Source organism: Viridibacillus arenosi (genome assembly GCF_001955655.1).
Lineage (GTDB): Bacteria > Bacillota > Bacilli > Bacillales_A > Planococcaceae > Viridibacillus > Viridibacillus arenosi.
On the sequence record NZ_MSPW01000002.1, the window covers coordinates 340,010 to 365,174 of the forward strand.

27 protein-coding genes and 1 other annotated feature are annotated in these 25,165 nt (G+C 37.1%); of the genes, 23 read left to right on the forward strand and 4 right to left on the reverse strand.

Annotation, left to right across the window (positions count from 1 at the left end; all coding sequences use genetic code 11):
• Window positions 1–55: 55 nt before the first annotated feature.
• Both BK137_RS05495 and BK137_RS05500 read right to left on the reverse strand, forming a co-directional pair.
• On the reverse strand, window positions 56–673 hold the full coding sequence (locus BK137_RS05495; RefSeq protein ID WP_038187292.1) for a kinase: 618 nt from the start codon (window positions 671–673) through the stop codon (window positions 56–58).
• A 236-nt stretch (window positions 674–909) separates the two neighbouring features.
• Window positions 910–2,190, reverse strand: coding sequence for a replication-associated recombination protein A (locus tag BK137_RS05500; protein WP_038187289.1), 1,281 nt, complete (start codon window positions 2,188–2,190; stop codon window positions 910–912).
• A gap of 136 nt (window positions 2,191–2,326) precedes the next feature.
• Between BK137_RS05500 and cymR the strand changes: the two genes are divergently transcribed.
• The 18 genes from cymR to mtnN all read left to right on the forward strand — a co-directional run bounded on the left by cymR (window position 2,327) and on the right by mtnN (window position 19,841).
• Window positions 2,327–2,746: a cysteine metabolism transcriptional regulator CymR gene (cymR, locus tag BK137_RS05505; protein ID WP_038187285.1), complete on the forward strand. Its 420-nt coding sequence runs from the start codon at window positions 2,327–2,329 to the stop codon at window positions 2,744–2,746.
• Window positions 2,747–2,944: 198 nt separating this feature from the next.
• Window positions 2,945–4,087: a cysteine desulfurase family protein gene (locus tag BK137_RS05510; protein ID WP_038187282.1), complete on the forward strand. Its 1,143-nt coding sequence runs from the start codon at window positions 2,945–2,947 to the stop codon at window positions 4,085–4,087.
• 19 nt (window positions 4,088–4,106) lie between these two features.
• A complete protein-coding gene (gene mnmA / locus BK137_RS05515; RefSeq protein WP_038187280.1) occupies window positions 4,107–5,228 on the forward strand; it encodes a tRNA 2-thiouridine(34) synthase MnmA in 1,122 nt (373 codons plus the stop codon).
• Between the two features lie 14 nt (window positions 5,229–5,242).
• Window positions 5,243–5,902: a tetratricopeptide repeat protein gene (locus BK137_RS05520; protein WP_038187277.1), complete on the forward strand. Its 660-nt coding sequence runs from the start codon at window positions 5,243–5,245 to the stop codon at window positions 5,900–5,902.
• A 16-nt stretch (window positions 5,903–5,918) separates the two neighbouring features.
• Window positions 5,919–8,390 (forward strand): SF1B family DNA helicase RecD2, encoded by a 2,472-nt coding sequence (recD2, locus tag BK137_RS05525; protein ID WP_038187275.1) that lies wholly within the window; start codon window positions 5,919–5,921, stop codon window positions 8,388–8,390.
• A 91-nt stretch (window positions 8,391–8,481) separates the two neighbouring features.
• Window positions 8,482–8,696 (forward strand) — a binding site (T-box leader).
• A gap of 44 nt (window positions 8,697–8,740) precedes the next feature.
• The gene (alaS, locus tag BK137_RS05530; protein ID WP_038187272.1) at window positions 8,741–11,368 is read left to right on the forward strand and encodes an alanine--tRNA ligase; all 2,628 of its coding nucleotides are present in this window, start codon (window positions 8,741–8,743) and stop codon (window positions 11,366–11,368) included.
• Window positions 11,369–11,447: 79 nt separating this feature from the next.
• Window positions 11,448–11,714 carry an IreB family regulatory phosphoprotein gene (locus BK137_RS05535; protein ID WP_038187270.1) on the forward strand — a complete coding sequence of 89 codons (267 nt, stop codon included), beginning with the start codon at window positions 11,448–11,450 and terminating at the stop codon, window positions 11,712–11,714.
• A gap of 2 nt (window positions 11,715–11,716) precedes the next feature.
• Window positions 11,717–12,130 (forward strand): Holliday junction resolvase RuvX, encoded by a 414-nt coding sequence (gene ruvX / locus BK137_RS05540; protein ID WP_038187267.1) that lies wholly within the window; start codon window positions 11,717–11,719, stop codon window positions 12,128–12,130.
• 18 nt (window positions 12,131–12,148) lie between these two features.
• The gene (locus BK137_RS05545; protein ID WP_038187264.1) at window positions 12,149–12,445 is read left to right on the forward strand and encodes a DUF1292 domain-containing protein; all 297 of its coding nucleotides are present in this window, start codon (window positions 12,149–12,151) and stop codon (window positions 12,443–12,445) included.
• A 28-nt stretch (window positions 12,446–12,473) separates the two neighbouring features.
• Complete coding sequence (locus BK137_RS05550) at window positions 12,474–12,767, forward strand: DUF1292 domain-containing protein (RefSeq protein ID WP_038187247.1); 294 nt, start codon at window positions 12,474–12,476, stop codon at window positions 12,765–12,767.
• 89 nt (window positions 12,768–12,856) lie between these two features.
• On the forward strand, window positions 12,857–13,975 hold the full coding sequence (mltG, locus tag BK137_RS05555) for an endolytic transglycosylase MltG (protein ID WP_179078244.1): 1,119 nt from the start codon (window positions 12,857–12,859) through the stop codon (window positions 13,973–13,975).
• An 89-nt stretch (window positions 13,976–14,064) separates the two neighbouring features.
• The gene (locus BK137_RS05560; RefSeq protein ID WP_038187244.1) at window positions 14,065–14,697 is read left to right on the forward strand and encodes an O-methyltransferase; all 633 of its coding nucleotides are present in this window, start codon (window positions 14,065–14,067) and stop codon (window positions 14,695–14,697) included.
• Window positions 14,698–14,703: 6 nt separating this feature from the next.
• A complete protein-coding gene (locus BK137_RS05565) occupies window positions 14,704–15,633 on the forward strand; it encodes a peptidase U32 family protein (RefSeq protein ID WP_038187242.1) in 930 nt (309 codons plus the stop codon).
• Window positions 15,634–15,650: 17 nt separating this feature from the next.
• The gene (locus BK137_RS05570) at window positions 15,651–16,925 is read left to right on the forward strand and encodes a peptidase U32 family protein (RefSeq protein WP_038187239.1); all 1,275 of its coding nucleotides are present in this window, start codon (window positions 15,651–15,653) and stop codon (window positions 16,923–16,925) included.
• Window positions 16,925–17,563 (forward strand): uridine kinase, encoded by a 639-nt coding sequence (gene udk, locus BK137_RS05575; protein ID WP_038187236.1) that lies wholly within the window; start codon window positions 16,925–16,927, stop codon window positions 17,561–17,563. Before BK137_RS05570 ends, udk begins: the two co-directional genes overlap by 1 nt.
• 110 nt (window positions 17,564–17,673) lie before the next feature.
• Window positions 17,674–18,150 carry a transcription elongation factor GreA gene (gene greA, locus BK137_RS05580; RefSeq protein WP_038187233.1) on the forward strand — a complete coding sequence of 159 codons (477 nt, stop codon included), beginning with the start codon at window positions 17,674–17,676 and terminating at the stop codon, window positions 18,148–18,150.
• A gap of 108 nt (window positions 18,151–18,258) precedes the next feature.
• A complete protein-coding gene (locus BK137_RS05585) occupies window positions 18,259–19,047 on the forward strand; it encodes a YrrS family protein (RefSeq protein WP_038187231.1) in 789 nt (262 codons plus the stop codon).
• A gap of 101 nt (window positions 19,048–19,148) precedes the next feature.
• Window positions 19,149–19,841: a 5'-methylthioadenosine/S-adenosylhomocysteine nucleosidase gene (gene mtnN, locus BK137_RS05590; protein WP_038187228.1), complete on the forward strand. Its 693-nt coding sequence runs from the start codon at window positions 19,149–19,151 to the stop codon at window positions 19,839–19,841.
• Between the two features lie 239 nt (window positions 19,842–20,080).
• Here mtnN and sigK read toward each other — a convergent pair whose 3' ends face one another.
• Complete coding sequence (gene sigK / locus BK137_RS05595) at window positions 20,081–20,785, reverse strand: RNA polymerase sporulation sigma factor SigK (protein WP_038187226.1); 705 nt, start codon at window positions 20,783–20,785, stop codon at window positions 20,081–20,083.
• A 108-nt stretch (window positions 20,786–20,893) separates the two neighbouring features.
• A complete protein-coding gene (gene pssA, locus BK137_RS05600; RefSeq protein WP_179078245.1) occupies window positions 20,894–21,433 on the reverse strand; it encodes a CDP-diacylglycerol--serine O-phosphatidyltransferase in 540 nt (179 codons plus the stop codon).
• 91 nt (window positions 21,434–21,524) lie between these two features.
• On the opposite strand from pssA, the gene BK137_RS05605 reads away from it, so the two are divergent.
• The 5 genes from BK137_RS05605 (at window position 21,525) to yhbY (ending at window position 25,161) form a co-directional block, all read left to right on the forward strand.
• Window positions 21,525–22,307 carry a phosphatidylserine decarboxylase gene (locus tag BK137_RS05605; protein WP_038188258.1) on the forward strand — a complete coding sequence of 261 codons (783 nt, stop codon included), beginning with the start codon at window positions 21,525–21,527 and terminating at the stop codon, window positions 22,305–22,307.
• A gap of 86 nt (window positions 22,308–22,393) precedes the next feature.
• Window positions 22,394–22,909, forward strand: a complete 516-nt coding sequence (locus BK137_RS05610; RefSeq protein WP_038187223.1) for a YqeG family HAD IIIA-type phosphatase — start codon at window positions 22,394–22,396, stop codon at window positions 22,907–22,909.
• Between the two features lie 4 nt (window positions 22,910–22,913).
• Window positions 22,914–24,017, forward strand: a complete 1,104-nt coding sequence (gene yqeH / locus BK137_RS05615; protein ID WP_038187220.1) for a ribosome biogenesis GTPase YqeH — start codon at window positions 22,914–22,916, stop codon at window positions 24,015–24,017.
• A gap of 12 nt (window positions 24,018–24,029) precedes the next feature.
• Window positions 24,030–24,875 (forward strand): shikimate dehydrogenase, encoded by an 846-nt coding sequence (gene aroE / locus BK137_RS05620; RefSeq protein ID WP_038187218.1) that lies wholly within the window; start codon window positions 24,030–24,032, stop codon window positions 24,873–24,875.
• Entirely contained in the window at window positions 24,862–25,161 is a 300-nt protein-coding gene (gene yhbY / locus BK137_RS05625) for a ribosome assembly RNA-binding protein YhbY (protein WP_038187215.1), read from the forward strand. Before aroE ends, yhbY begins: the two co-directional genes overlap by 14 nt.
• Window positions 25,162–25,165: the final 4 nt, after the last annotated feature.

Below are 25,165 nucleotides of genomic sequence, written 5' to 3' on the forward strand. Positions count from 1 at the left end.
TTTATAGGAGTAGCCCCCTTAAGCTTTAATTACTAAAGTAAGGGGGTTCCTTTGTTTATATAACTATATCTGCATTTTTAATTGGATTTTCTGTGTTCAAGTAATGTTCTTCTCCTAACCAGTATCTCCTTTTATATTTTAAAAGTATTGCTTGTTTATCCCCAATATAAGAATCTCGATTTAAAACTCTTTCATACCTTAATTCACGAGGACAATCTAAAAATATAGTATAGTCATAAAACTCTCGCCATTCTTTTCTTTGAAGAAATATACCTTCTATAAGAATGATACTATCAACTGCAACAGTAATTTGTTTAGCTGAGATGGTATCGGAAGATTTATCATAGAATGGTAAAGTGATGTTCTTTTTATTGTTCCTTAATCCTTCGAATAAACTTGTAGTTAACATCTTAATGTCCCATTGTAAGTAGTAATATTCATACCATTCCTCACGTCCTGTTTCATACCTCTTATGCTTTTTCTCAATATGATCATCAATATGTAAAATGACTACTGAGCTGTTATTGTTACTCAATTCCTGTTCAATTTTTTTTACTAATGTGGATTTACCTGCTCCACTTAACCCGTCAATTGCGACTATAAAAGGACGGTTTTTATATGTACGTGTAGCAAATTGAAGTAATATTTTTTTTGCTAATTCTTTAATGGTCATATATTCCATTCTCCCTAATCTGAGTATTTATTAAATAGAAGTGTTCTCTAGTTGAATAAGAAAAGCTCCTTCAATTTTATGTTAATTATTTCTGTTAATAAAACGATTTCCTTGCATGCATCGACAAAACTTCCTTAATAATTGTGCGTGAAAAAGTGATCATTAATTTAGAAAAACTGAATTTAACAACAAAAGGGTTACCTTACAAGTACTAGACAAGTAGGTAACCCTTTGCGCTATTTTTTAAAAGATTTCAGTTTATCATAAATTCCAGCCATGCGCTTTTCTTCCCCAGCAATAACGGGTTTATAGTACTCAATGCCGACAAGTTCTTCTGGTAAATATTCTTGGTCGACCCATCCACCAAAAGTGCCGATAGGTGTGTTATGTGGATATTGATATCCTTCTACGCCCAATGTTTTTGCACCAGCATAATGAGAATCCCGTAAATGCATAGGAATATCTCCTGTTTTTCCTGCTCGAATATCAGCGATGGCAGCGTCAATTGCTGATATCGCAGAATTTGATTTGGATGCTAAGCACATCTCAATTACGGCTTGTGCTAATGGGATACGTGCTTCAGGTAAGCCAAGGCGCTCTGCTGCTTGTACTGCAGCTAGAACATGTCCACCTATTTCAGGGTTTGCAAGACCAATATCTTCATAGCCCATAACGAGCAATCTACGAGCAACGGCGACTAAGTCCCCATTTTCTAAACAATGGGCTAAATAGTAGAGTGCAGCGTTCGTATCACTACCTCTTACTGATTTTTGTAATGCAGATAATAGATTATAAAAATGTGAACCTTTTTTGTCTCCAAAAACTCCGATACGTTCTGCTAGATTTTTGACCGTATCATCCTGTACAATCGTTTCATTATTCACTTCATCAGAAGCGTAATAAATGGACTCTAACAATGTTAATGCTTTTCGCGCATCTCCGTGTGCTGCAACCACTATTTTATCACGTTGTGAATCGCTTAATCTTATTGTATAACGACCAAGTCCACGTTCTTTATCTTCTAGAGCGCGTAAAACAAGTGCGTCAATATCTTCATATGTTAATCTTTTAAGCTGCTTAATCTCGCCGCAGCGTGAGCGAATGGCGGGGTTCACATCATGATATGGATTTTCAGTTGTTGCACCTATTAATACAATAGAGCCATTTTCAACATGGGGTAATAATGTGTCTTGTTGTAATTTGTTGAAACGATGTATTTCATCTAAAAACAGCAACACTTTACCTGTTATCTGTGCTTCTGCTACTACATCTTCAACATCTTTCTTTCCTGCGCGTGTCGCATTGAGTGCAAAGAATGGAAGATGAGAAGTACCTGCAATAGCATAGGCAATCGATGTTTTCCCGATACCGGGTTCACCGTATAGTAATATGGAAGGGACATGCCCATTTGAAATCATTTTATATAATGTAGTATTTTTTCCTATAATGGATTGTTGACCGACGACTTCATCTAAGTTACGTGGCCGCATGCGGAATGCGAGTGGTTCATTTGGCAAAACAATTGCCTCCTCTCGTACGTTTGTTCTGTTTTTCTACTTGTAACATTTATGATAAAGCATTCCCGAGTAGAATGGAAGGAAATATGCTATACTTTAACGTATAAATGTAAGCTACTATATAGAGGTGTATACTTTGAAAATCTCAACTAAAGGCCGTTATGGTCTAACAATTATGATCGAATTAGCCAAACAATACGGGCAAGGTCCAATTCCTTTGCGACAAATTGCAGCAGATAATGATTTGTCAGAAGCTTATTTGGAACAGCTTGTTTCCCCCCTAAGAAACTCAGGTTTAGTAAAGAGTGTTCGTGGGGCTTATGGTGGCTATATGTTATCTAAACCACCGCATTTAATTTCAGCAGCTGATGTCATTCGAGTGCTTGAAGGACCGATTCAACCAGTTGAAGGAATAGAAAACGAAGCTCCACCTCAGCGACAGCTATGGATGGGAATTCGTGATGCAGTGAAGAATGTATTAGATACAACTTCATTAGAGGATTTAGCTGCTTATAAAGAACAAGATTCTGATGACGGCTATATGTTTTATATTTAAATGAATTAATCTCATTGTTTTTATGTGATGAGATAAATTTAGTCGATGTATATAATTCAATTGGGATATAAAACCCAGTTGAATAAAGTTAAAGCCTTGGGCAAGCGTCCGCGCTTTATCTCGAGAAATATTTTCTAAGACGAAAACAAAGCGTCAGAAATAAATCTCCCAAGGCGAATTTGATAGGAGTTTTTTACGATGAAAGAAATTTATCTAGACCATGCAGCCACTTCTCCTATGCATCCAGAAGTTATTGCAAAAATGACTGAGCTTATGGGTTCTGTATACGGGAATGCATCTAGTATTCATAGTATTGGACGTCATGCAAGAAAATATTTGGACGAAGCCAAAATGCTACTTGCACAATCAATTGGTGCTAAAGATCAAGAAATCATTATGACAAGTGGTGGTTCTGAAGCAGATAATTTAGCTATTTTCGGTACGGCATATGCGCGCCGTAATGAAGGTCGTCATATTATTACGTCTCAAATTGAACATCATGCAGTATTGCATACGTGTGAGCGTCTTGAAAAAGAAGGTTTTAAAGTAACGTATTTACCTGTCAATGCACAGGGGGTTGTTTCTGTCCAAGATGTCCAACAGGCATTAACGGATGAAACGATCTTAGTAACAATTATGTATGGTAATAATGAGGTAGGATCTATTCAGCCGATTAAAGAAATCGGATCACTATTAAAAAACCACAAAGCATCATTCCATACTGATGCAGTACAAGCTTATGGTATAGAGAAATTTGATGTGGAAGATTTACAAGTAGATTTACTTTCGGTTTCTGCTCATAAATTGAATGGACCAAAAGGGATAGGTTTCCTATATCACCGTGAAAATACACCATTACAATCTACCTTGCTTGGTGGAGAACAAGAGCGTAAACGTCGAGCAGGAACTGAGAATATTCCTGCAATTGGTGCGTTTGCAGAAGCAGTAAGAATTGCACAAGCAAATTTTGAAGCGAAACAGCAAGAATTTATTAGCTTCCAAGAATTATTTTTAAATACATTAGACAAAGATAAAATTTCTTATCATATTAATGGTGATACAATTAACTCTTTACCACATGTATTGAATATTAGTTTTACAGGTATGGATGTTGAATCCTTCCTAGTAAATTTAGATATGGCAGGTATCGCAGCTTCAAGTGGTTCTGCATGTACGGCTGGATTAATAGATCCATCGCATGTGTTGGTTGCAATGTACGGAAAAGGTGCACCAGAACTACGCAATTCAATTCGTTTTAGCTTCGGACTTGGGCTCTCTTTAGAGGATGTTCAATTAGCTGCTGACAAAACAGTTGAAATTGTTGAGCGCTTAGCGAAATAAAAGAAAAAAGGTGAATGTTATGAACGCAACAAAAGACCCCTCAAAAACACGCGTTGTTGTCGGCATGTCTGGAGGAGTCGATTCTTCAGTTGCTGCGTATTTATTGAAAAAACAAGGCTATGATGTAATTGGCATCTTCATGAAAAACTGGGACGATACAGACGAGTTTGGTGTTTGTACTGCAACGGAAGATTATGATGATGTTATTAAAGTATGTAACCAAATCGGAATCCCTTATTATGCTGTAAACTTTGAAAAGCAATATTGGGATAAAGTTTTCACGTACTTCTTAGATGAATATAAAGCAGGACGCACACCAAACCCAGACGTGATGTGTAACAAAGAAATCAAATTCAAGGCATTCCTTGAACACGCATTAAAACTGGGCGCTGACTATCTAGCAACAGGTCATTATGCTCAAGTAGCGGAGCGCGACGGTGAAACAATCATGTTACGCGGAAAAGATAATAATAAAGACCAAACATATTTCTTGAACCAACTATCACAGGAACAACTTTCAAAAGTAATGTTCCCAATTGGTCATTTAGAGAAACCAAAAGTACGTGAAATCGCACTTGAAGCAGGATTAGCAACTGCTACGAAAAAAGATTCAACAGGTATTTGCTTCATTGGTGAACGTAATTTCAAACAATTCTTAAGCCAATACTTACCAGCTCAACCAGGCAATATGGAAACAATGGATGGGAAGGTTATGGGTAAACACGACGGTTTAATGTACTATACAATTGGACAACGTCACGGCTTAGGTATTGGTGGCGACGGTGAACCTTGGTTTGTACTTGGTAAAGATTTAGAAAAAAACGTGTTACTAGTTGGACAAAACTTCCATAATGACAAACTGTATTCTCATAGCTTAACAGCAGTGAAATTAGGTTTTACTTCAAATAAGCCAAAACAAGAGAAATTTAGTTGTACAGCTAAATTCCGTTATCGCCAACAAGATACACCGGTAGAGGTTGAAATGTTAGGTGATGATAAAGTGCGTGTTACTTTTGAAGAACCAATACGTGCTATCACACCAGGACAATCTGTCGTATTTTATGATGGTGATGAATGTCTAGGTGGCGCAACGATTGATGAAGTCTTTAAAGACGGTAAAAAATTAACGTATGTAGGTTAATAGGAGTGGAAATATTGGATTTTAACGAACAAGGTATAAAAGCTATTCAAGAAAAGCGTTACGAAGACGCTGTCAAAGCTTTTACACAAGCAATAGAAGAAGAACCAAATAACACAGTAGGTTACATCAACTTTGGTAACCTACTTGCTTCTATGGATGAAACTGAAAGAGCTGAGCGTTTTTTTCAAAAAGCAATTACGTTAGATGAAAAAGCAGCAACAGCTTATTACGGGTTAGCTAATTTATATTACAATAGCGAGCGTTTTATGGAAGCAGCTAAATTATATGAAATTGCCATTCGCCTAGGTATTGAAGGTGAAGATGCATTCTATATGCTTGGAAAAAGCTTTGAACGCGCTGGTGAAACAAAATTGGCGTTACCTTATTTACAAAGAGCAGCAGAGTTGGCTCCTGAAGACGTACAAGTTCGTCTAGCATACGGGATCTTACTTTGCTCATTAGAAATGTTTGATGTAGCACAAAAAGAATTACAATATGTTATCGATCAAGACTGGAATAATGCTGATGCTCACTATAACTTAGGTGTACTATTTGCAGTGTCAACTGAGCGTACTGAAGATGCCTTATATCATTTGAAACAAGCATTTACATTACAACCTGAGTTTGAACAAGCGCGTTATATTCACGATATGATTGCTATGAAGCACCAATAAAAAGGAGGGGACAGCGTTGACTGAAAATGTATCATTGTTTCAAGAAGAACAGCTATTTATAGTCGGTCGGCCTGTCGTCTCTATCTTCCATAATCCTCAGAATTTATTTTCCATCATTAAGTTGAAAATTCAAGAAACGAATACAACATATCAAGAAAAAGAAATTATCGTGACAGGTTTTTTTCCGTCTGTCGTTCAAGAAACGTTGTATCGTTTTACTGGACAATTGAAACAGCATCCTAAATACGGCATACAATTTCAAGCTAATACTTTTGTTAAAGAGATTCCTGGTACTGAACAAGGTGTCGTACATTACTTATCGAGTGATTTATTCCCAGGAATAGGTCATAAAACGGCTGAGACAATCGTTAAAAAGCTAGGAAAAGACGCCATTAAAATTATTATCAATAATCCAGATGCGCTTGATGAAATTCCAAGACTTACAGAAGATAAAAAAGAGACATTACGCTCCGTACTAGAGCAAAATCTAGGGTTGGATCGTATTATGATCCAATTAAATGACTGGGGCTTTGGCCCACAACTAGCAGTGCGTATATACCAAATGTATGAAAATGAAACAATTCAACTGTTAACAGAAAATCCTTACAGACTTATTGAAGAAGTTGAAGGTGTAGGTTTTCAACGTGCAGATGAATTAGGGGCTAAACTACATATTACAGGGGATCATCCAGATCGTATTAAAGCTGCAGTGTTACACCTTTTAAATGCTGGTGCTTTGTCAGAGGGACATGTATATATGGAAGCGAAGGATATTTTGCCACAAGCGAAAAGCCTACTTGAAATGAGTCAGGCATATGAAATTCCTTTTGAGGCGATTTCAAAAGCCTGTATCGAACTTCGTGAGGATAATAAAATTTGTGGTGAAGAAACACGACTCTATATGCCATCTCTGTATTTTTCTGAGATTGGTATTGCTTCAAAAATTACAGAGTTAGTTCAAAAAAATGCTGAACAATCCGCGTTCCCTACATCTGAAATCCGAAAATTCATCGGTGATGCTGAGGAACGTTTTGGTGTTTCATACGCAGAAACGCAAGTGGACGCCATTGAGAAGGCGATTAACTCAGCGGTTATGATATTAACAGGTGGACCTGGTACAGGGAAAACGACGGTAGTTCGGGGAATTGTAGACGTTTATGCAGAGCTTCATGGCTTAACTTTGAATCCAAAAGACTATGTAGAAAAAGACGAGCCTTTTCCAATCGTGTTAGTGGCACCAACAGGAAGAGCTGCAAAACGTCTTAGTGAATCAACTGAATTACCGGCGATGACTATCCACCGTTTACTTGGCTTCACGGGGCAAGAAAAGGAAGAGGAAACGGAGAAGGAAGTTGGAGGGCGGCTCATCATAGTTGACGAAATGTCGATGGTTGATACTTGGCTCGCTCACCAGTTGTTGAAATCGTTGAACGATGATTGCCAAGTTATTTTTGTTGGTGACCAAGATCAATTACCACCTGTAGGTCCTGGACAAGTGCTAAAAGATTTACTCGCTTCTAAAGCAATTCCAACTGTTGAGTTAACAGATGTTTATAGACAAGCGGACGGATCATCTATTATTGAACTTGCCCATCAAATGAAAAAAGGCGAGATGCCGCAAAATATGCTTGCTAAAACATCCGATCGGTCTTTTATCCAAGCTAGCTCCGACCAAGTAGCTGATGTCATCAAACAAGTCGTATCAAGTGCTGTGAAAAAAGGTTTCTCCATTCATGATGTGCAAATTTTAGCACCTATGTATAGAGGTCCTGCAGGTATTGATGCTATTAATAAAATGATTCAAGAACTTGTTAATCCGAAGAAAACTGAAAAGAGTAAGGAAATAACATTTGGTGATGTGACGTATCGTATTGGAGATAAAATTTTACAGCTTGTCAATCAACCAAATAGCAATGTCTTTAACGGTGATATGGGGGAAGTAATTAGCATTATCAAAGCGAATGAGACAATTGAGAAACAAGACTTACTTGTAGCTTCATATGATGGCATTGAAGTAACTTATCAACGCGGTGATTTGAATCAGATCACTCTTGCTTACTGTTGTTCAATTCATAAATCACAAGGCAGTGAATTCCAAACAGTTATTATGCCAGTAGTACGTGGTTATTCTAAAATGTTGCGTAAAAACTTGTTGTATACAGGAATTACGAGGGCAAAAAACTTCCTCATACTTTGTGGTGAAATTGATGTGTTTAAATATGGTATGCTAAGAACAGATGATCTTCAAAGAAACACTACTTTAGCACAGCGCCTTCAAATAGAAGAAGTACTAGAAGCGGTTAAAGATTCTGTTGAGCCAGAATTGACGCAAGTGTCAGAATCAACTGATTCATCAACTTTCATACCACAAGAAGTGCAACTATCCATGGAATCTCAATCTCTGAATACTGAAAATTATTTAGATATTCACCCATTAATCGGCATGAAGGGAATTAGTCCTTATGATTTTATTGAAGAAGAGATTTGACAGATACAAAGACCTTTTTTAAAATAAGATTGAGTCGATATTTGAAGACAATCGTGTTTTCGAATATTTATAACTAACAATATATATATCGCTTAAAACTACGAAGGATAAAAGTACATTATGTAATGTGCACAGAAAGAGGTTCCTAGGCTGCAAGAACCTTCACAAAACATTTTGGAAAGCTCATCCCGAGTACAGCTAATCCCTGTCGTTTGCCGCGTTAAGGCTTAATGAAGAGACAATAGACGCAAGACCGGTCTATTGTAACTAGGGTGGTACCGCGAATTTTCAACCTTCGTCCCTTTTATAGTGGATGAAGGTTTTTTATTGTCTAAAGGAGGAATAAGCAAATGCAAACAGCAGCAGAAATTCGTCGTAAATATATTGAGTTCTTTGAAGAAAAAGGACATAAACAAGAGCCAAGTGCACCACTTGTGCCTATTAATGACCCATCATTATTATGGATAAACTCAGGAGTAGCAACATTAAAGAAATACTTTGATGGACGTGTTATTCCTGACAATCCACGTATCGTAAATGCACAAAAGTCTATCCGGACAAACGATATCGAAAACGTGGGTAAAACAGCACGTCACCATACATTCTTTGAAATGTTAGGAAACTTCTCTATCGGTGATTACTTCAAAAAAGAAGCTATCCACTATGCTTGGGAGTTCTTAACTGATGCAAAATGGATGGGCTTTGAACCTGAAAAACTTTCAATTACTATTCACCCTGAAGATACTGAAGCATATACAATCTGGAAAGATGAAATCGGCATTCCTGAGGAGCGCTTAATTCGTCTTGAAGGAAACTTCTGGGATATCGGTGAAGGTCCAAGTGGTCCAAACTCAGAAATTTTCTATGACCGTGGAGAATCATACGGTGCAGACGAATCAGACCCTGAACTATATCCAGGTGGAGAAAATGAACGTTACTTAGAAATCTGGAATCTTGTATTCTCAGAGTTCAACCATAATCCTGATGGCACATACACACCGCTACCAAAACAAAATATTGATACTGGTATGGGGCTAGAACGTATGGCTTCGGTTGTACAAAATGTACCGACAAACTTTGATACGGATTTATTTATACCAATTATCGAGCATACAGAACGTATTTCTGGTGAAAAATATCATGTTGATGTAAACAAAGATGAAGCGTTTAAAGTAATCGCTGATCATATTCGTACAGTAGCATTTGCTATAGGTGATGGAGCACTTCCATCAAACGAAGGACGTGGTTATGTATTACGTCGCTTACTACGCCGTGCCGTTCGTTACGCAAAACAATTAGGTATCGAAAAACCATTCATGTATAATTTAGTACCAACTGTGGGCGAAATTATGGTGGACTTCTATCCAGAAGTAAAAGAAAAACAAGATTTCATCCAACGTGTTATTAAAAATGAGGAAGTTCGTTTCCACGAAACATTAGACGGTGGTTTAGCTATTTTTAATGAAGTAGTTGAAACACAAAAAGCTGCAAACTCAACTATCGTGCCAGGTAAAGACGCTTTCCGCCTTTATGATACTTATGGTTTCCCTGTTGAATTAACAGAAGAATATGCTGAAGAAGTAAATATGACTGTAGACCACGAAGGTTTTGAAAAAGAGATGGAAGCACAACGTAACCGTGCTCGCGCAGCTCGTCAAGACGTCGATTCAATGCATGTTCAATCTGAGGTATTAGCTAATTTAAACCAAGAAAGTACATTTGTTGGTTATGAAACATTAACAACTCATTCAAAAGTAGTTGCAATAGTAGCAAATGGACAAGAAGTGAAAGAAGCTTCTGAAGGTGAAGAAGTTCTAGTTATTCTTTCGGAAACGCCATTTTATGCAGAGTCAGGTGGTCAAATTGCTGACCTTGGTACGATCTCAAATGACTCATTCACTGCTTCAATTAAAGATGTACAAAAATCACCGAACGGTCAAAATTTGCATACAGTTATTGTAGAAACTGGAGAAATGCATATTGAAGATGCTGTTCATGCAGTTGTGAATCGCGATGCGCGCAATCAAACGATTAAAAACCATACAGCGACTCACCTTTTACAACGTGCATTAAAAGACACATTAGGTGATCATGTAAACCAAGCAGGTTCTTATGTAGGACCAGATCGTTTACGTTTTGACTTCTCTCACTTCGGTCAAGTAACAAAAGAAGAGTTAGAAACAATTGAGCAAATTGTGAACGAAAAAATTTGGGACGATATCGCTGTTATTATTGAAAACAAAGCAATCGATGAAGCAAAAGCAATGGGTGCAATGGCTTTATTCGGTGAAAAATATGGTGATGTAGTTCGTGTTGTACAAGTGGGTGACTATTCATTAGAACTTTGCGGTGGTATTCACGTAGACCGTACATCACAAATTGGTTTCTTTAAAATTGTTTCTGAGAGCGGAATTGGAGCAGGTACTCGTCGTCTTGAAGCCGTAACAGGTAAAGCAGCTTTCGTTGCAGCAAAAGAAGAGCAACATATTCTAGAGCAAGCAGCTGCACTATTAAAAGCTAATCCAAAAGATCTAGTTGCTCGTGTTGAAGGTTTACAACATGATTACAAAGAACAACAACGCGAAAATGCAGCACTATCTTCTAAAATTGCAAACGCTCAAGCGTCTAACATTTTATCTGCTGCAAAAGAAATCGGTGAAGTCACAGTTCTTGCTACTAAAGTAGAAGCAAAAGACAACAATCAATTACGACAACTAATGGATGATCTAAAAGAAAAAATGACGAACAGCGTTATTGTTTTAGGTGCAACTGAAGGCGATAAAGTAATGCTTATTGCAGGTGTTACAAAAGACATAGCTGGTGGGAACTATCACGCTGGAAATATCGTTAAACAAGTAGCAGAACAATGCGGTGGTAAAGGTGGCGGTCGCCCAGATATGGCGATGGCTGGGGCAAAAGATGGCTCTAAACTTGCAGAAGCGCTTGAATCTGTTTATGATTATGTAAAATCTATTTAAAAGGTAGCTCTAATACGTTATACTTACTATGAATAGAAGATTTTTTATACTTTCAAAAACTTAAAGTGAGGTGCTGAGCATGAGTTCGTTCGATCAAACGATGAAATTTAATTTTCCCGAAGAATCTATGGAACAAGAAGTAAAGCAAACTATGCTTCATGTTCATGCGGCACTAGAAGAAAAAGGGTATAATCCGATTAATCAGATTGTTGGTTACCTGCTGTCAGGTGATCCGGCATATATTCCTCGTCATCAAGAGGCTCGTAACAAAATTCGCAAGCTTGAGCGTGACGAAATACTAGAAGAACTTGTGAAGTTCTACATTAAAAAGAATAACGAGGCATAATGATGAGAATAATGGGTTTAGATGTTGGTTCTAAAACAGTTGGAGTAGCAATTAGTGATGCACTAGGTTGGACTGCTCAAGGAATTGAAACTGTAAAAATCGACGAAGAAAACGAAGAATTTGGTATTGACCGAATTCGTGAACTTGTCCAATCATATGGAGTAACGGAATTCGTTGTTGGATTCCCCAAAAATATGAACAATACTGTCGGCCCTAGAGGAGAAGCTTCTCAACGCTATAAAGAGCTGTTAGAGGATACCTTCTCTTTAAAGGTAACATTATGGGATGAGCGTCTAACAACGATGGCTGCGGAGCGCTTGCTGATTGAAGCAGATGTCCGTCGCAAGGATCGAAAAAAAGTTATTGATAAGATGGCTGCGGTTATGATCCTTCAAGGGTATTTAGACCGAAAATAATTATGAGGTGAATATATTATGACAAACGAAAACGAACAAGAACAACGCAATATCACAGTGGTAGATGAAGAGGGCAACGAACAATTGTGTGAAGTACTTCATACATTTGACTCAGAAGAATTCGGTAAATCTTACGTACTTTACTACGTAATTGGTACTGAAGATGAAGAAGGCGAAGTAGAAATCTTTGCATCAGCATTCACACCTTCTGAAGATGGTCAAGACGGTGAATTAGCACCAATCGAAACTGAAGCTGAATGGGATTTAATCGAGCAAGTTGTAAATGAGCTTGATGAAGATATCGACGCTGAATAATTTTTAATTTAAACAAGAGGTGAAAAGCATGTCAAATGAACAAGAACACGATCACAAACATATCCATCTAATCGATGAAGAAGGCAACGAACACACATATGCCGTGCTTTATGAATTTTCAGTAGATGCTACTGAACAATCATACGTTCTTTATTATGAAGAGGGCGTTGCAGAAGGTGAACAAGTAGAAGTTTTCGCTGCTAAAACTATATTATCAGAAGACGGTGAACTTGAATCGATTGAAGAAATTGAAACAGATGAAGAGTGGGATATGGTTGAAGAAGTATTGAACACGCTTGACGCTGAATTCGGTGAAGAGTAATCTGTAAGCCTTTATGAAAGCGGAATGGTTTTTTTCATTCCGCTTTTTATTTATGATAATAGTTTAGATAGGTAATAGGAGGACAGCTAGTGGACCAGGAATCTCAAAAAAAAGCAATGTTAGAGAAAATGAAAGAACATAAAAAAGAAGTAAAAACCGTTCGGAAAATTGTTTTCATTATTGCTTTAATCGTTATTATTGTTACAGCCATAATTGGTACGAGCGTGTATTTTTATGTATCTAGTGCATTAAAACCTGTTGATCCTGATTCTAACAAGACAGTGAAGGTTGAAGTGCCAATTGGTTCTAATCTCGATTCTATCGCTACCACGCTTGAGAAAAAGAACATCATTAAAGATGCTAAAGTTTTTAAATACTACACAAAGTTTAAAAATGAATCAGAGTTCCAAGCAGGGTCGTATAAATTAACAAAATCAATGACAATCGATGAAATTATTCAAAGTTTGAAAACAGGTAAGGTATATCGTCAGCCAGCTTTCTCTCTTATCATTCCAGAAGGCTTGACAATAGATCAAATTGGTAATCGCGTTGCTAAAAGTACACAGTACTCATCAGATGAATTTATGAAGCTTGTAACAAGCAAATCTTTCGTTAAGAAGATGAAAGCTAAGTATCCAGAACTGATTACGAAAAAAGTAAGTAACAAAAAGATTCGTTACGCGTTAGAAGGATATTTATATCCAGCGACCTACGCATTCTTTGAAGAAGAACCTACTTTAGAAGAAATTGTAGATCAAATGATTGCTCAAACAAATACGGTTGTAACGCAATATAGTGAACAGTTAAAAGAAAAAGGTATGTCTGTTCATGAATTTTTAACATTTGCTTCATTACTTGAACGTGAAGCTACTGCTAAAACTGACCGAGAAACAATCGCAAGTGTTTTTAATAACCGACTTGAAGCGGGTATGCCTTTACAAACAGACCCGACAGTTTTGTATGCATTAGGTGAGCATAAGGATCGTGTCTTATATAAAGACTTAGAGGTAGATAATCCTTATAACACTTATAAAGTGAAGGGATTACCACCAGGACCGATAGCCAATGCAGGTAAAGAATCATTAGATGCGGCAATTAGCCCTGCTGAAACGCCATACTTGTATTTCTTAGCGGATAAAAATGGTATCAATCATTTCGCTGAAAAGTACGAAGAACATCTAAAGAATGTTGACAAATATATTAAGTAACAAACTGTAGAAGAAAAGCACTACTCGCTTTTCTTCTATTTTCATGATAATATAAAGTGTATTTTTGATACTTAAGGAGCTATGAAAGTATGAACATTTCGGATTCATATATTCAAACCTTCATCCAACCAAGATCAGAATTGCTAATGGAAATGGAACGCTTCGCTGAAGAGAACCATGTACCAATTATGCAATTACCTGCAATCGAGATATTGCTTCAAATGCTGCGTATACAACAGCCATCATCTATATTAGAAATAGGGTCAGCTATTGGCTATTCCGCTATTCGTATGGCAGAGACATTACCACAATGCCAGGTTGTGACGATTGAACGTGATGCCCTACGCATTCAACATGCAAAACAATTTATCGCACAATCGGTTGCTAAAGAGAATATTGAGTTACTTGAAGGGGATGCGTTAGAAGTGGATGTGGAAAGTAATCATCCAACTTTTGATGCTGTTTTTATTGATGCGGCAAAAGGTCAGTACCAACGCTTTTTCGACAAATATAGTCCCCTAGTTCGTTCTGGCGGTATACTATATATCGATAATATGTACATGCATGGCCTATCAGATTTAGATATGAAAGAAGTACCAAGACGAAAAAGAACGATGATCCGTAACCTACATCATTTTGCAGACTGGATTATTAATCATCCTGATTACAAATCCACATTTTTCCCAGTAGGGGACGGTTTATTGATATGTATAAAGAGGTGACCATTCATGAAGAAACCTGAATTACTCGTTACACCACAATCTGTTGAGCATGTTGAAGCACTCATCCAAGCTGGAGCGGATGCTTTTTTAATAGGTGAACAACAATTCGGTCTACGTTTAGCAGGTGAATTTTCAATAGAACAAGTAGCTGCAGCAACTGAGAAAATTCATGCAGCAGGAAAAAAAGTATATGTAGCGATGAATGCTATTTTCCATAATGACAGAGTAGACGCACTTGCACCATATATGCGAAAATTAGCGGAAATTGGCGTAGATGCAATCGTTTTTGGCGATCCTGCTATGATTATTGCGCGACGTGAAGCAGAAGTGACGATTCCGCTACATTGGAGTCCGGAAACTATTGCAACAAACTGGTTCCAAGCTGACTATTGGGGCAAACGTGGAGCAACGCGTACAGTTTTAGCTCGAGAGTTAAGCATGGATGAAGTAATTGAAATTAAAGAAAACACAAAATTTGAAATCGAAGTACAAGTTCATGGTATGACTTGTATGTTCCAATCAAAACGTTCATTACTGGGTAACTATTTCTTATATCAAGATAAAGCAATGGAAGTTGAAAACCGTAAAGAAAATCGTAATATGTTTTTACATGATGACGAACGTAATAACAAATATCCAATTTATGAAGATTTAAATGGTACGCACATTTTCAGTCCGAATGATTTATGTATTATTGATGAATTAGATGAGTTATTTGAAGCGGGAATTGATTCATTTAAAATTGAAGGTGTGCTACAATCACCTGAATATGTTGTTACTGTGACAAAATGTTACCGTAAAGCAATCGATGCTTATGCGGAATCAGCTGACAGTTATTTCGATATTAAAAATGACTTATTAGCAAAAATTGAAGAAATTCAACCAGCAATTCGTCCATTAGATACTGGATTCTACTTTAAGGAAACAGTCTATTAAGAAAGGAGAGGTTCACTTTGACAATAATACAAAATGATCGCATCAGCGAAATCATTGATGGCAAAAGAGTCATCGTGCGAAAACCTGAATTATTGGCACCAGCAGGTAGCTTAGAGAAATTAAAAATAGCTGTACACTATGGTGCAGATGCTGTTTTCATCGGCGGACGCGAATTTGGTTTACGTTCAAATGCAGGCAACTTCTCCATTGACGAAATGCGTGAAGGTGTTGAATTTGCAAAGAAATATGGCGCTAAAATTTATGTCACAACAAATATCTTTGCTCATAATGAAAACATGGACGGTCTTGAAGAATACTTACGTGACCTGGAATCAGCAGGTATTACAGGTATCATCGTGGCAGATCCACTCATTATTGAAACATGTCGTGAAGTGGCACCAAAGATTGAAATTCATTTAAGTACACAGCAATCTCTATCCAACTGGAAGGCAGTACAGTATTGGAAAGAAGAAGGTTTACACCGAGTTGTATTGGCTCGTGAAACAAGTGCTGAGGAAATCAAACTTATGAAAGAAAAAGTGGATATCGAAATCGAGTCGTTCGTTCATGGTGCGATGTGTATCGCCTATAGTGGACGTTGTGTGTTATCTAACCATATGACAGCACGGGATTCTAACCGCGGTGGTTGTTGTCAATCATGCCGTTGGGATTATGACTTATATGAAGTAGAAGATGGCGTTGAAAAACCATTATTTACTGAAGACGATGAAGCATTTGCCATGAGTCCAAAAGACTTAAAACTAATCGAATCTATTCCTAAAATTATTGAGCTTGGTATCGATTCATTAAAAGTAGAAGGTCGTATGAAATCCATTCATTACGTAGCAACCGTGGTAAGCGTATATCGTAAAGTTATGGACGCATACTGTGCAGACCCAGATAACTTCAAAATCGATAAAGCTTGGTTAGAAGAATTAGATAAATGTGCAAATCGTGAAACGGCCTCATCTTTCTTTGAAGGAGAGCCAAGTTACGAGCAACAAATGTTTGGAGAGCATGGTAAACAAACGAAATATGATTTCGTCGGTATGGTGCTTGATTATGATAAAGAAACAAAAATGGTTACATTGCAACAACGTAACTTCTTCAAACCAGGTGAAGAAGTGGAATTTTTCGGTCCTGAAATTGAAAATTTCCGAGTAACACTAGATGAAGTTTGGGATGAGGACGGCAATGCACTAGACGCAGCACGTCATCCGTTACAAATTGTTCGCTTTAAATGTGAACAAGAATTATTCCCACATAATATGATGCGTAAGGAGACCCGATAATGAGTAAAAAACGTCCTGTTGTAATTGGGATTGCCGGTGGTTCGGGTTCAGGTAAAACGAGTGTTACACATGCTATCCATGATGTATTTAAAGAACACTCAGTTGTTGTTATTGAACAAGACTATTATTATAAAGATCAAAGTCATTTAGAGTTTGAGCAACGTTTATCTACAAACTATGATCATCCAAATGCCTTTGACACAGATTTATTAATTGAAGATGTCAAACGTCTTTTAAATAGACAAGCTATAGAAAAACCAGTGTATGACTATGCTCTACATACACGTGCAAAAGAAACAATTCACATCGAACCACAGGATGTAATTATTTTAGAAGGAATTTTAGTTTTAGAAGATGAACGTCTACGTGATTTAATGGATATTAAATTATTTGTGGATACTGATTCTGACTTACGTATTATCCGTCGAATAGTTCGTGATATAAATGAGCGTGGCCGCTCAATCGATTCTGTCGTTGACCAATACTTATCTGTTGTTCGTCCAATGCACAATCAATTCATCGAACCTACAAAACGATATGCTGATATTATCATCCCTGAGGGTGGTCAAAATGAAGTGGCAATCGATTTAATGGTTACAAAAATTAAAACAATTCTTGAATCTGAAACTATTGTGTAATATGATATTTATGGATTGGCAATATTTTCATAAAAACTATGTCGCATTCTTTTCATAGAAGCGGCATAGTATTTTTATTAAGTAGTGAATTATCTAAGGAGTGAAATACTTTGTCAAATGAAAAACAATACCCAATGACAACAGCGGGTAAACAGAAATTACAAGATGAACTAGAGTACTTAATCTCAACGAAACGTAAAGAAGTAGTAGAGCGTATTAAAATAGCTCGTAGTTTCGGTGACCTTTCTGAAAACTCTGAGTATGATGCAGCGAAGGATGAACAAGGATTTGTTGAAGGTCGTATTACGATTCTTGAAGCAATGATTCGTAATGCTGTTATCATCACAGAAGACCAATTAAGTAATGACTTTGTTGCAATTGGTAAAACGGTTACATTTTTAGAACTTCCAGATGGCGATGAAGAAACTTACACAATCGTAGGTTCAGCAGAAGCAGATCCTATCGAAGGTCTTATTTCAAATGACTCACCAATTGCTAAAGGTCTTCTAGGCCGTAAAGTTGGAGAAGAGTTAAAAGTTACTACGCCTGGTGGAGACATGGACGTACGTATCATCACAATCAAATAAAATGATTATGCAAAAAGGCTTATTCTAAATGGATAAGCTTTTTTTGTTTGGGACAATGAAACAATTCGTGTTACTCTATAATAGAGATTTTATATAGGGGGAATCAAAATGGCTGAGACGAAACGTCGATACAACCCACAACCTAATCGACCACAAGATAAAAAGAAAAAAATGGATAAATTATTAAATGGACTAATAGGAGTCGTTGTACTACTTATACTTGTAGTAGCGACTATGATCATACTAGGTGACAAATCCGACGACAAAGACACTGCAAAAGAGACGGATAAAATACAGCAAGAAAAACCTGTTATTAAACAACCTGCAGAAGAAGAGGAAGATGAGTCAGACGAACCGGAAGAACCGGAAGAACCAACTGAAACGGAAGACAATGAAGAAGAGAATAATAATGTAGATGATACTACTAGTACGGAAGAAGATACAGAGAGTAATAACTCAGTAGATCAAACACAAACTGATAGTAGCACTTCTACAGATAACAACTCAAATTCATCAGAAGATAAAACAAATAGCTCAACAGCGAAAAAAGAAGATTCGGATGATCCTATTGTCAAAGAAGTCATCAAAGACTCTAACTGGAAACCAACTGCTACAGCTCAAAAGGAATCAGGTGCACAGCATAATTCTAGTTACGATTCTAATTCAATAGACTGGAAAGAGAAGGTCACAACACTGGCTTCAACAACTGGTCTAAATGAAGATGATATGATTGTTTGGTTTATTAAAAATGGTGGGAGTCCAGATACGGCAATAGGGACTGTTTCTTCAAAGGATAAAAAAGATAAGTACCGTGTGTATATGAAATGGGTAAAAAACAAAGGATGGAAACCAACGAAAATGGAAGTTCTAAAGACTTTACCAAGTGCAAATCAATAAACTCTTTTAAGAAAATGAAAAGGCGTCATCCTCGTTCTTGACGGATGGACGCCTTTTGTTTTATGTTTAAAGAAGTGTCGAAAAAAGAAAGGCGGAGAAATATGAAAATCGCAGTTATTGGTGCAATGGAAGAGGAAGTAGAACTTCTACGTGCAACTCTTGAAAATACAACTTCAACAACAATCGCAAATAGTGAATATACAACAGGTACATATAAAGGGCATGATGTTATTTTACTTAAAAGTGGAATTGGTAAAGTCAATGCAGGGATGTCTACGACAATTTTGTTACACCAATTTAAACCTGATGTTGTGATTAACACAGGTTCAGCAGGTGGCTTTGATGAGAACTTAGAAGTTGGAGCTGTTGTTATCTCTGATGAGGTACGTCATCATGATGTAGATGCTACTATCTTCGGTTATGAAATGGGTCAAGTACCACAAATGCCTGCTGCTTTTAAATCGGATGAGATGCTACGTAAAGTAGCTGAGGAAGCCGTAGCAGAGCTTGGAGAGCATCAATTTGCAACTGGGCTTATTTCAACAGGAGATTCATTTATGAACGATCCTGGACGTGTAGCGCTTGTTAGAAGCCATTTCCCACAAATGAAGGCTGCTGAAATGGAAGCGGCAGCAGTAGCGCAAGTATGTCATCAATTCGGTACACCATTCGTCGTTATTCGAGCGTTATCTGATATTGCAGGTAAAGAATCGAATATTAGTTTTGAGGAATTCTTACCAGTGGCTGCAAAACATTCAACTGAAATCGTTTTACGTGTTATTGAAAAACTTTAATGTTCACAATTACGCCTATTATTTGACAGAAGTTGTTCATATATCATCTGATCTAAATAACATCCTAATGGTAAAATAGTTGTAGGGATGCTACACATTAATCTAGGGATGTTAGGGGGACTTGGCATGGTATTTTTAATGGCAGGAGCAATGGCGATTACAGCAATTGCTAGTTTAATTATTACAGCTGAAACAACTGACTAACTTAAATAACTAGTAAGCTCTCTCTGAGATGCCTCTCAGAGGGAGTTTTTTTCATGTTTAAAATATTGATAGAGTTTTATTAATGCTCGTTTTTCAATACGAGAAACGTAACTTCTCGAAATACTTAGTTTTTTTGCGATTTCTTTTTGAGTCAAAGGTTCAAAGGTACCTAGTCCATATCGATTTTGAATAATTTCAAGTTCCCGTTCATCCAATTTATCGAGATGTCTATATAAATGCTGTTCTTCCTCCTGTTGCTCAATCTGTACATCAGTTGGTCGTTCATCACTTTGCAGTAAGTCTGTAATTTCTAATGCATTCCCGTCTTTATCTGTACCGATTGGTTCATATAAAGAAACATCCTTCTGTACTTTTTTCTGAGCTCTTAAGAACATCAGTATTTCATTTTCAATACAGCGTGCGGCATAAGTAGCTAGGCGTGTTTTCTTATCCGGTGTAAAGCTACTAACAGCTTTCATTAAACCAATAGTACCGATAGAAATGTAATCATCAAGTTGCTCGTGTTTCGGATGAAATTTTTTCACGACATGGGCGACAAGACGCATATTTCTTTCGACAAGCTCGAGCTTCGCTTGTTCATCGCCTGCTAAATAGCGTTCCAAACAAAGGGCCTCTTCTTCCTTTGAAAATGGTTGAGGGAACGCCTGACCTTTCAAATAGCCGACAATTGAGGGAATCTCCATCCAAAATTGGATGATGGCTGTTAATAATGTACTCATTTCAGACATCCTTTCTGTCATCGTTCATCAATATATGACAGCTTGTGGTTGTCTAAGTACGTAAAAAAGCGCCCAATTTAATTGGACGCTTTAGACATTTCAATTTCATTAAACTTTTTTCAAAGAAAAGGTACTAATCATTAAAATAGATAAAATCGGGAACAAAAACATGTAAAATACCGTTGAAAGTATAGATATAAAAAAGAATGAGGCAGTTAAGATAGCACCTGCAGCTGTAATAGGCAGGCCAGTGAAAAAGCCATTTGATTCTGTAATGTTAAAACGGGCTAGTCTAAATGCGCCGCAAGCCATGTACATGACAGTCACTACCATTCCTACTGTACCAAATTGGCTTAACACCACTTCGTACATTAATAACGCAGGGGCAACGCCGAATGATATAATATCACTCATCGAGTCAAGTTGTTTACCTAATGCCGATTCCTGGTTATATTTTCGTGCTACTTTACCATCGTAGCGATCTAGCAGGGCAGCTATAAAAATAAATAACACACTGTATTCGTATGATTCATTGATGGTAGCCATAATTGACGCACCACCAAAAGATAGATTTCCAATAGTGATTAAGTTTGCTAAATGTGATTTCATTTTTTTAACTGTGGTATCCACCATGTGAAGTAAAAACAATGGACAACACTCCTTTGTTATTCAGTATTAGAACATTATACTTCTTTTATAAGTTTCCGTAAATCTTTTTTGGAATGGAGGACAATGCATGATGAAAGAAAAACTTTATCAAAAAGCGATTGAACTAACGAATGGTAAATGGTCTTCGGTGCTTTTAAAACGCTTTACCACATCGGCTATAAGTAAGAAGATAATACCGTCCTATATTGATATATACGATATTGAAACGGGCGAGGTTTCAAAAAACATGCAATCTTTTACGAGTTTACATGATTTCTTCACACGTAAGCTCGTATCAGAAGCAAGACCAATTGATCATAATCCAGAAATGTATGTAAGTCCTGTTGATGCAAAAATTGAATCGTTTGGAACGATAGAAAATAATACATCGTTTTTTGTAAAAGGGAAAACCTATGATTTAGTTGATCTTTTAGGTAAGGAAGAGCATGCGAAAACATTTGAAAATGGTCAATACATTGTCTTTTACTTAAGTCCTAGAGATTATCACCGTATTCATAGTCCGATTGATGGGAAAGTTGTTCGCCAATATACACTTGGTGCGAAGTCATATCCAGTTAACGGCACTGGTCTTACATATGGTAATAAACCGATTTCTGGCAATTACCGTAGTGTTACAGAGCTAAAAACGAGTAGTGGCGCACATTGCGAAGTGATAAAAGTTGGCGCAATGTTCGTAAATTCTATTCAATTGACGAATACGTCTGACACTTGGGAAAAAGGCGAGGAAGTTGGTTATTTCACTTTCGGTTCGACTGTTGTCATGATTTTTGAAAAGAATCGTGCGGCATTCCTTGAAAATGTTGTGAAAGATGGACGGATTCGTGTGGGAGAAGCGTTCGCACATATGTTATAATCGATAAAGTGAATTAAAGAGAATACGTCTAGTTTAGTGAGCAAACACTAAATAACGTTGACTATGATAGATAAGGGGAACATGATTTGTATAACTTTTTAATGCCAAAAGAATTTGTCACATCGATTTATCAAATTACACCTGACAAACTAAAGCAACTTGGTGTTCGTGGAATTATTACAGATTTGGATAATACACTTGTCGAATGGGATCGTCCAGATGCGACTGAAAAGCTAATCGAATGGTTGAAAACTATTCGTGAAGCGGGTATTCAAGTAATGATCGTTTCAAATAACAAAGAGCTTCGTGTAAAAGCATTTGCAGATCCTTTAGAGCTACCATATATCTTCAATGCTCGTAAGCCTATGGGTAATGCATTTAAGCGAGCTTTAAAAAGACTGAATATGCAGCGACATGAAGTTGTCATGGTAGGCGATCAAATGCTGACGGATGTCCTTGGTGGAAATCGTCTTCGCATACACACTATTCTTGTGAAGCCAGTTGCACTATCTGATGGCTTTGTCACACGCTTTAATCGCATGGTCGAAAGACGTGTCTTTAATTATTTGAAAAAACATGGTGTCAAAACTTGGGAGGAATAAATAAATGAATGAAATGCCAAATTGTATCGGCTGTGGAACAATTATTCAAACAGACGATTCAAAAGCGCCAGGTTATGCACCGGCTTCATCTCTTGAAAAGGAAAGTATCATCTGTCAACGATGCTTCCGTTTGAAAAATTATAATGAATTACAACCGGTAGCATTAACAGATGATGATTTCTTACGTATTTTAAACGGTTTAGGTCAACAAAATGGCTTAATCGTTAAAATTGTAGATATTTTTGATTTCAATGGAAGCTGGTTACCGGGCTTACACCGTTTTGTAGGCAATAACCCTGTATTATTAATTGCAAACAAAGCAGATTTACTACCAAAGTCAGTGAAAAAACAAAAAGTTGTTAACTGGCTAAAGCAAGAGGCAAAGAAATTAGGTTTAAAACCAATTGACGTTATGCTTGTTAGTGCACATAAAGGAATGGGCATGCAAGAAGCAATGGCTGCTATCGATGAATATCGTCGTGGACAAGACGTATATGTAGTTGGGTGTACGAATGTTGGTAAATCAACTTTTATCAACCGTATTATTAAACAGGCAACAGGTGAAAAAGAAGTGATTACAACATCTTATTTCCCTGGGACAACTTTAGATATGATTGAAATTCCTTTAGAGGATGGTAAAGCAATCTTTGATACTCCAGGAATTATTAATCATCATCAAATGGCACATTATTTAGACCCGTCTGAACTTAAATATATTATGCCGAAAAAAGAAATAAAACCAAAAGTATTCCAATTGAACGAAGGCCAAACACTATTTGTTGGAGCATTAGCACGCTTTGATTTTATACAAGGTGCTCGTGCTGCATTCACTGTTCATATTGCAAATGATTTACAGATTCATCGTACAAAATTAGAAAAAGCAGATGACTTATATGAAACCCATAGAGGTGAGTTATTAGCTCCACCTTCTGAAAAGTATATCGATCAATTGCCAGAATTAGTGCGTTATGAATTCTCTATTAAAGAAGCAAAAACAGATATCGTCTTTTCTGGTTTAGGTTGGATTACCGTTCAAAATGCAAATGTTGTCATTGCAGCATATGCTCCTAAAGGTGTGGAAGTTCAAATTCGTCCATCTCTTATTTAGGAGGATTTTGATATGAAAAAATGGTTTGCAGTTATTGGAGACCCTATCGAGCATTCGATGTCTCCAGCAATGCACAATCAGTGGTTCTCAGCAGAAAATTTAGATGCAGCTTATTTACCAATCCATGTGTTATCTGAGCAATTAGAAGAAGCTATAAGTTCTTTGAAAATGCTTGGAGCAAGTGGCTGGAATGTGACGATCCCACATAAAACTTCGATTATCCCATATCTAGATGAGCTTGATACAATGGCGGAAAAAATGGGTGCTGTGAATACGGTTGTTCGACAAGCGGATGGCAAGTTAAAAGGCTATAATACAGATGGTCTTGGCTTTGTGCGTTCATTAGAAGAGGCAATTGGAGACGCCCACCGTGATGGCCGTGTGCTATTAATTGGAGCTGGTGGAGCAGCGAGAGGTATTGCCTTTGCGCTGAAACACACTGGTTATCAAACGATTACGATTGCCAACCGCACTGTAGCGAATGCAGAACAAATCTGTAAGGAGTTAGGTAGTAGTGCAAATGCAATTTCACTGAAGGAAGCAGAAGCAACTTTAGGTGATTATGATATTTTAATTCAAACAACACCAGCTGGTCTAAAAAATGGTACATTACAACTGCCATTTGAACTAGATCAGCTCTCAACTAAAGCAATTGTTGCGGATATTGTGTATAATCCTTTAATGACGCCTTTTTTACAGGCGGCAGAACAACGTGGGGCAACCGTGGTGACAGGATTAGGAATGTTCGTTCATCAAGGTGCTTTAGCATTTAATTATTGGTTAGGACAGTTCCCTAATACGACTTCTATGAAAGAGTCGTTAACGGAACAATTAGGAGGAAATAATGTTAACAGGTAAACAAAAACGTTTTTTACGTGCGGAAGCACATCACTTAAATCCAATTTTCCAAGTAGGTAAAGGCGGAGTGAATGACGCATTAATCAAACATATTAAAGAAGCAATTGAAGTACGCGAATTAATGAAAATTCGTATTTTAGATAACTGTGAAGAAGATAAACATGAAGTAGCAGAAGCATTAGCAAAAGGTGCTCGTGCAGAACTTGTGCAATTAATTGGATTAACAGTTGTATTATATAAAGAATCTCGTGATAACAAACGTATTGAATTACCAAAATCTAAATAAGGAT

Coding starts and splice junctions, on each gene's coding strand:
- alaS (WP_038187272.1), top strand. CDS start 8,741: ATGCAAACAGCAGCAGAAATTCGTCGTAAATATATTGAGTTCTTTGAA.
- aroE (WP_038187218.1), top strand. CDS start 24,030: ATGAAAAAATGGTTTGCAGTTATTGGAGACCCTATCGAGCATTCGATG.
- BK137_RS05495 (WP_038187292.1), bottom strand. CDS start 673: ATGACCATTAAAGAATTAGCAAAAAAAATATTACTTCAATTTGCTACA.
- yhbY (WP_038187215.1), top strand. CDS start 24,862: ATGTTAACAGGTAAACAAAAACGTTTTTTACGTGCGGAAGCACATCAC.
- BK137_RS05605 (WP_038188258.1), top strand. CDS start 21,525: ATGAAAGAAAAACTTTATCAAAAAGCGATTGAACTAACGAATGGTAAA.
- ruvX (WP_038187267.1), top strand. CDS start 11,717: ATGAGAATAATGGGTTTAGATGTTGGTTCTAAAACAGTTGGAGTAGCA.
- BK137_RS05585 (WP_038187231.1), top strand. CDS start 18,259: ATGGCTGAGACGAAACGTCGATACAACCCACAACCTAATCGACCACAA.
- BK137_RS05565 (WP_038187242.1), top strand. CDS start 14,704: ATGAAGAAACCTGAATTACTCGTTACACCACAATCTGTTGAGCATGTT.
- sigK (WP_038187226.1), bottom strand. CDS start 20,785: ATGAGTACATTATTAACAGCCATCATCCAATTTTGGATGGAGATTCCC.
- mtnN (WP_038187228.1), top strand. CDS start 19,149: ATGAAAATCGCAGTTATTGGTGCAATGGAAGAGGAAGTAGAACTTCTA.
- mnmA (WP_038187280.1), top strand. CDS start 4,107: ATGAACGCAACAAAAGACCCCTCAAAAACACGCGTTGTTGTCGGCATG.
- BK137_RS05560 (WP_038187244.1), top strand. CDS start 14,065: ATGAACATTTCGGATTCATATATTCAAACCTTCATCCAACCAAGATCA.
- BK137_RS05550 (WP_038187247.1), top strand. CDS start 12,474: ATGTCAAATGAACAAGAACACGATCACAAACATATCCATCTAATCGAT.
- yqeH (WP_038187220.1), top strand. CDS start 22,914: ATGAATGAAATGCCAAATTGTATCGGCTGTGGAACAATTATTCAAACA.
- udk (WP_038187236.1), top strand. CDS start 16,925: ATGAGTAAAAAACGTCCTGTTGTAATTGGGATTGCCGGTGGTTCGGGT.
- BK137_RS05535 (WP_038187270.1), top strand. CDS start 11,448: ATGAGTTCGTTCGATCAAACGATGAAATTTAATTTTCCCGAAGAATCT.
- BK137_RS05545 (WP_038187264.1), top strand. CDS start 12,149: ATGACAAACGAAAACGAACAAGAACAACGCAATATCACAGTGGTAGAT.
- BK137_RS05510 (WP_038187282.1), top strand. CDS start 2,945: ATGAAAGAAATTTATCTAGACCATGCAGCCACTTCTCCTATGCATCCA.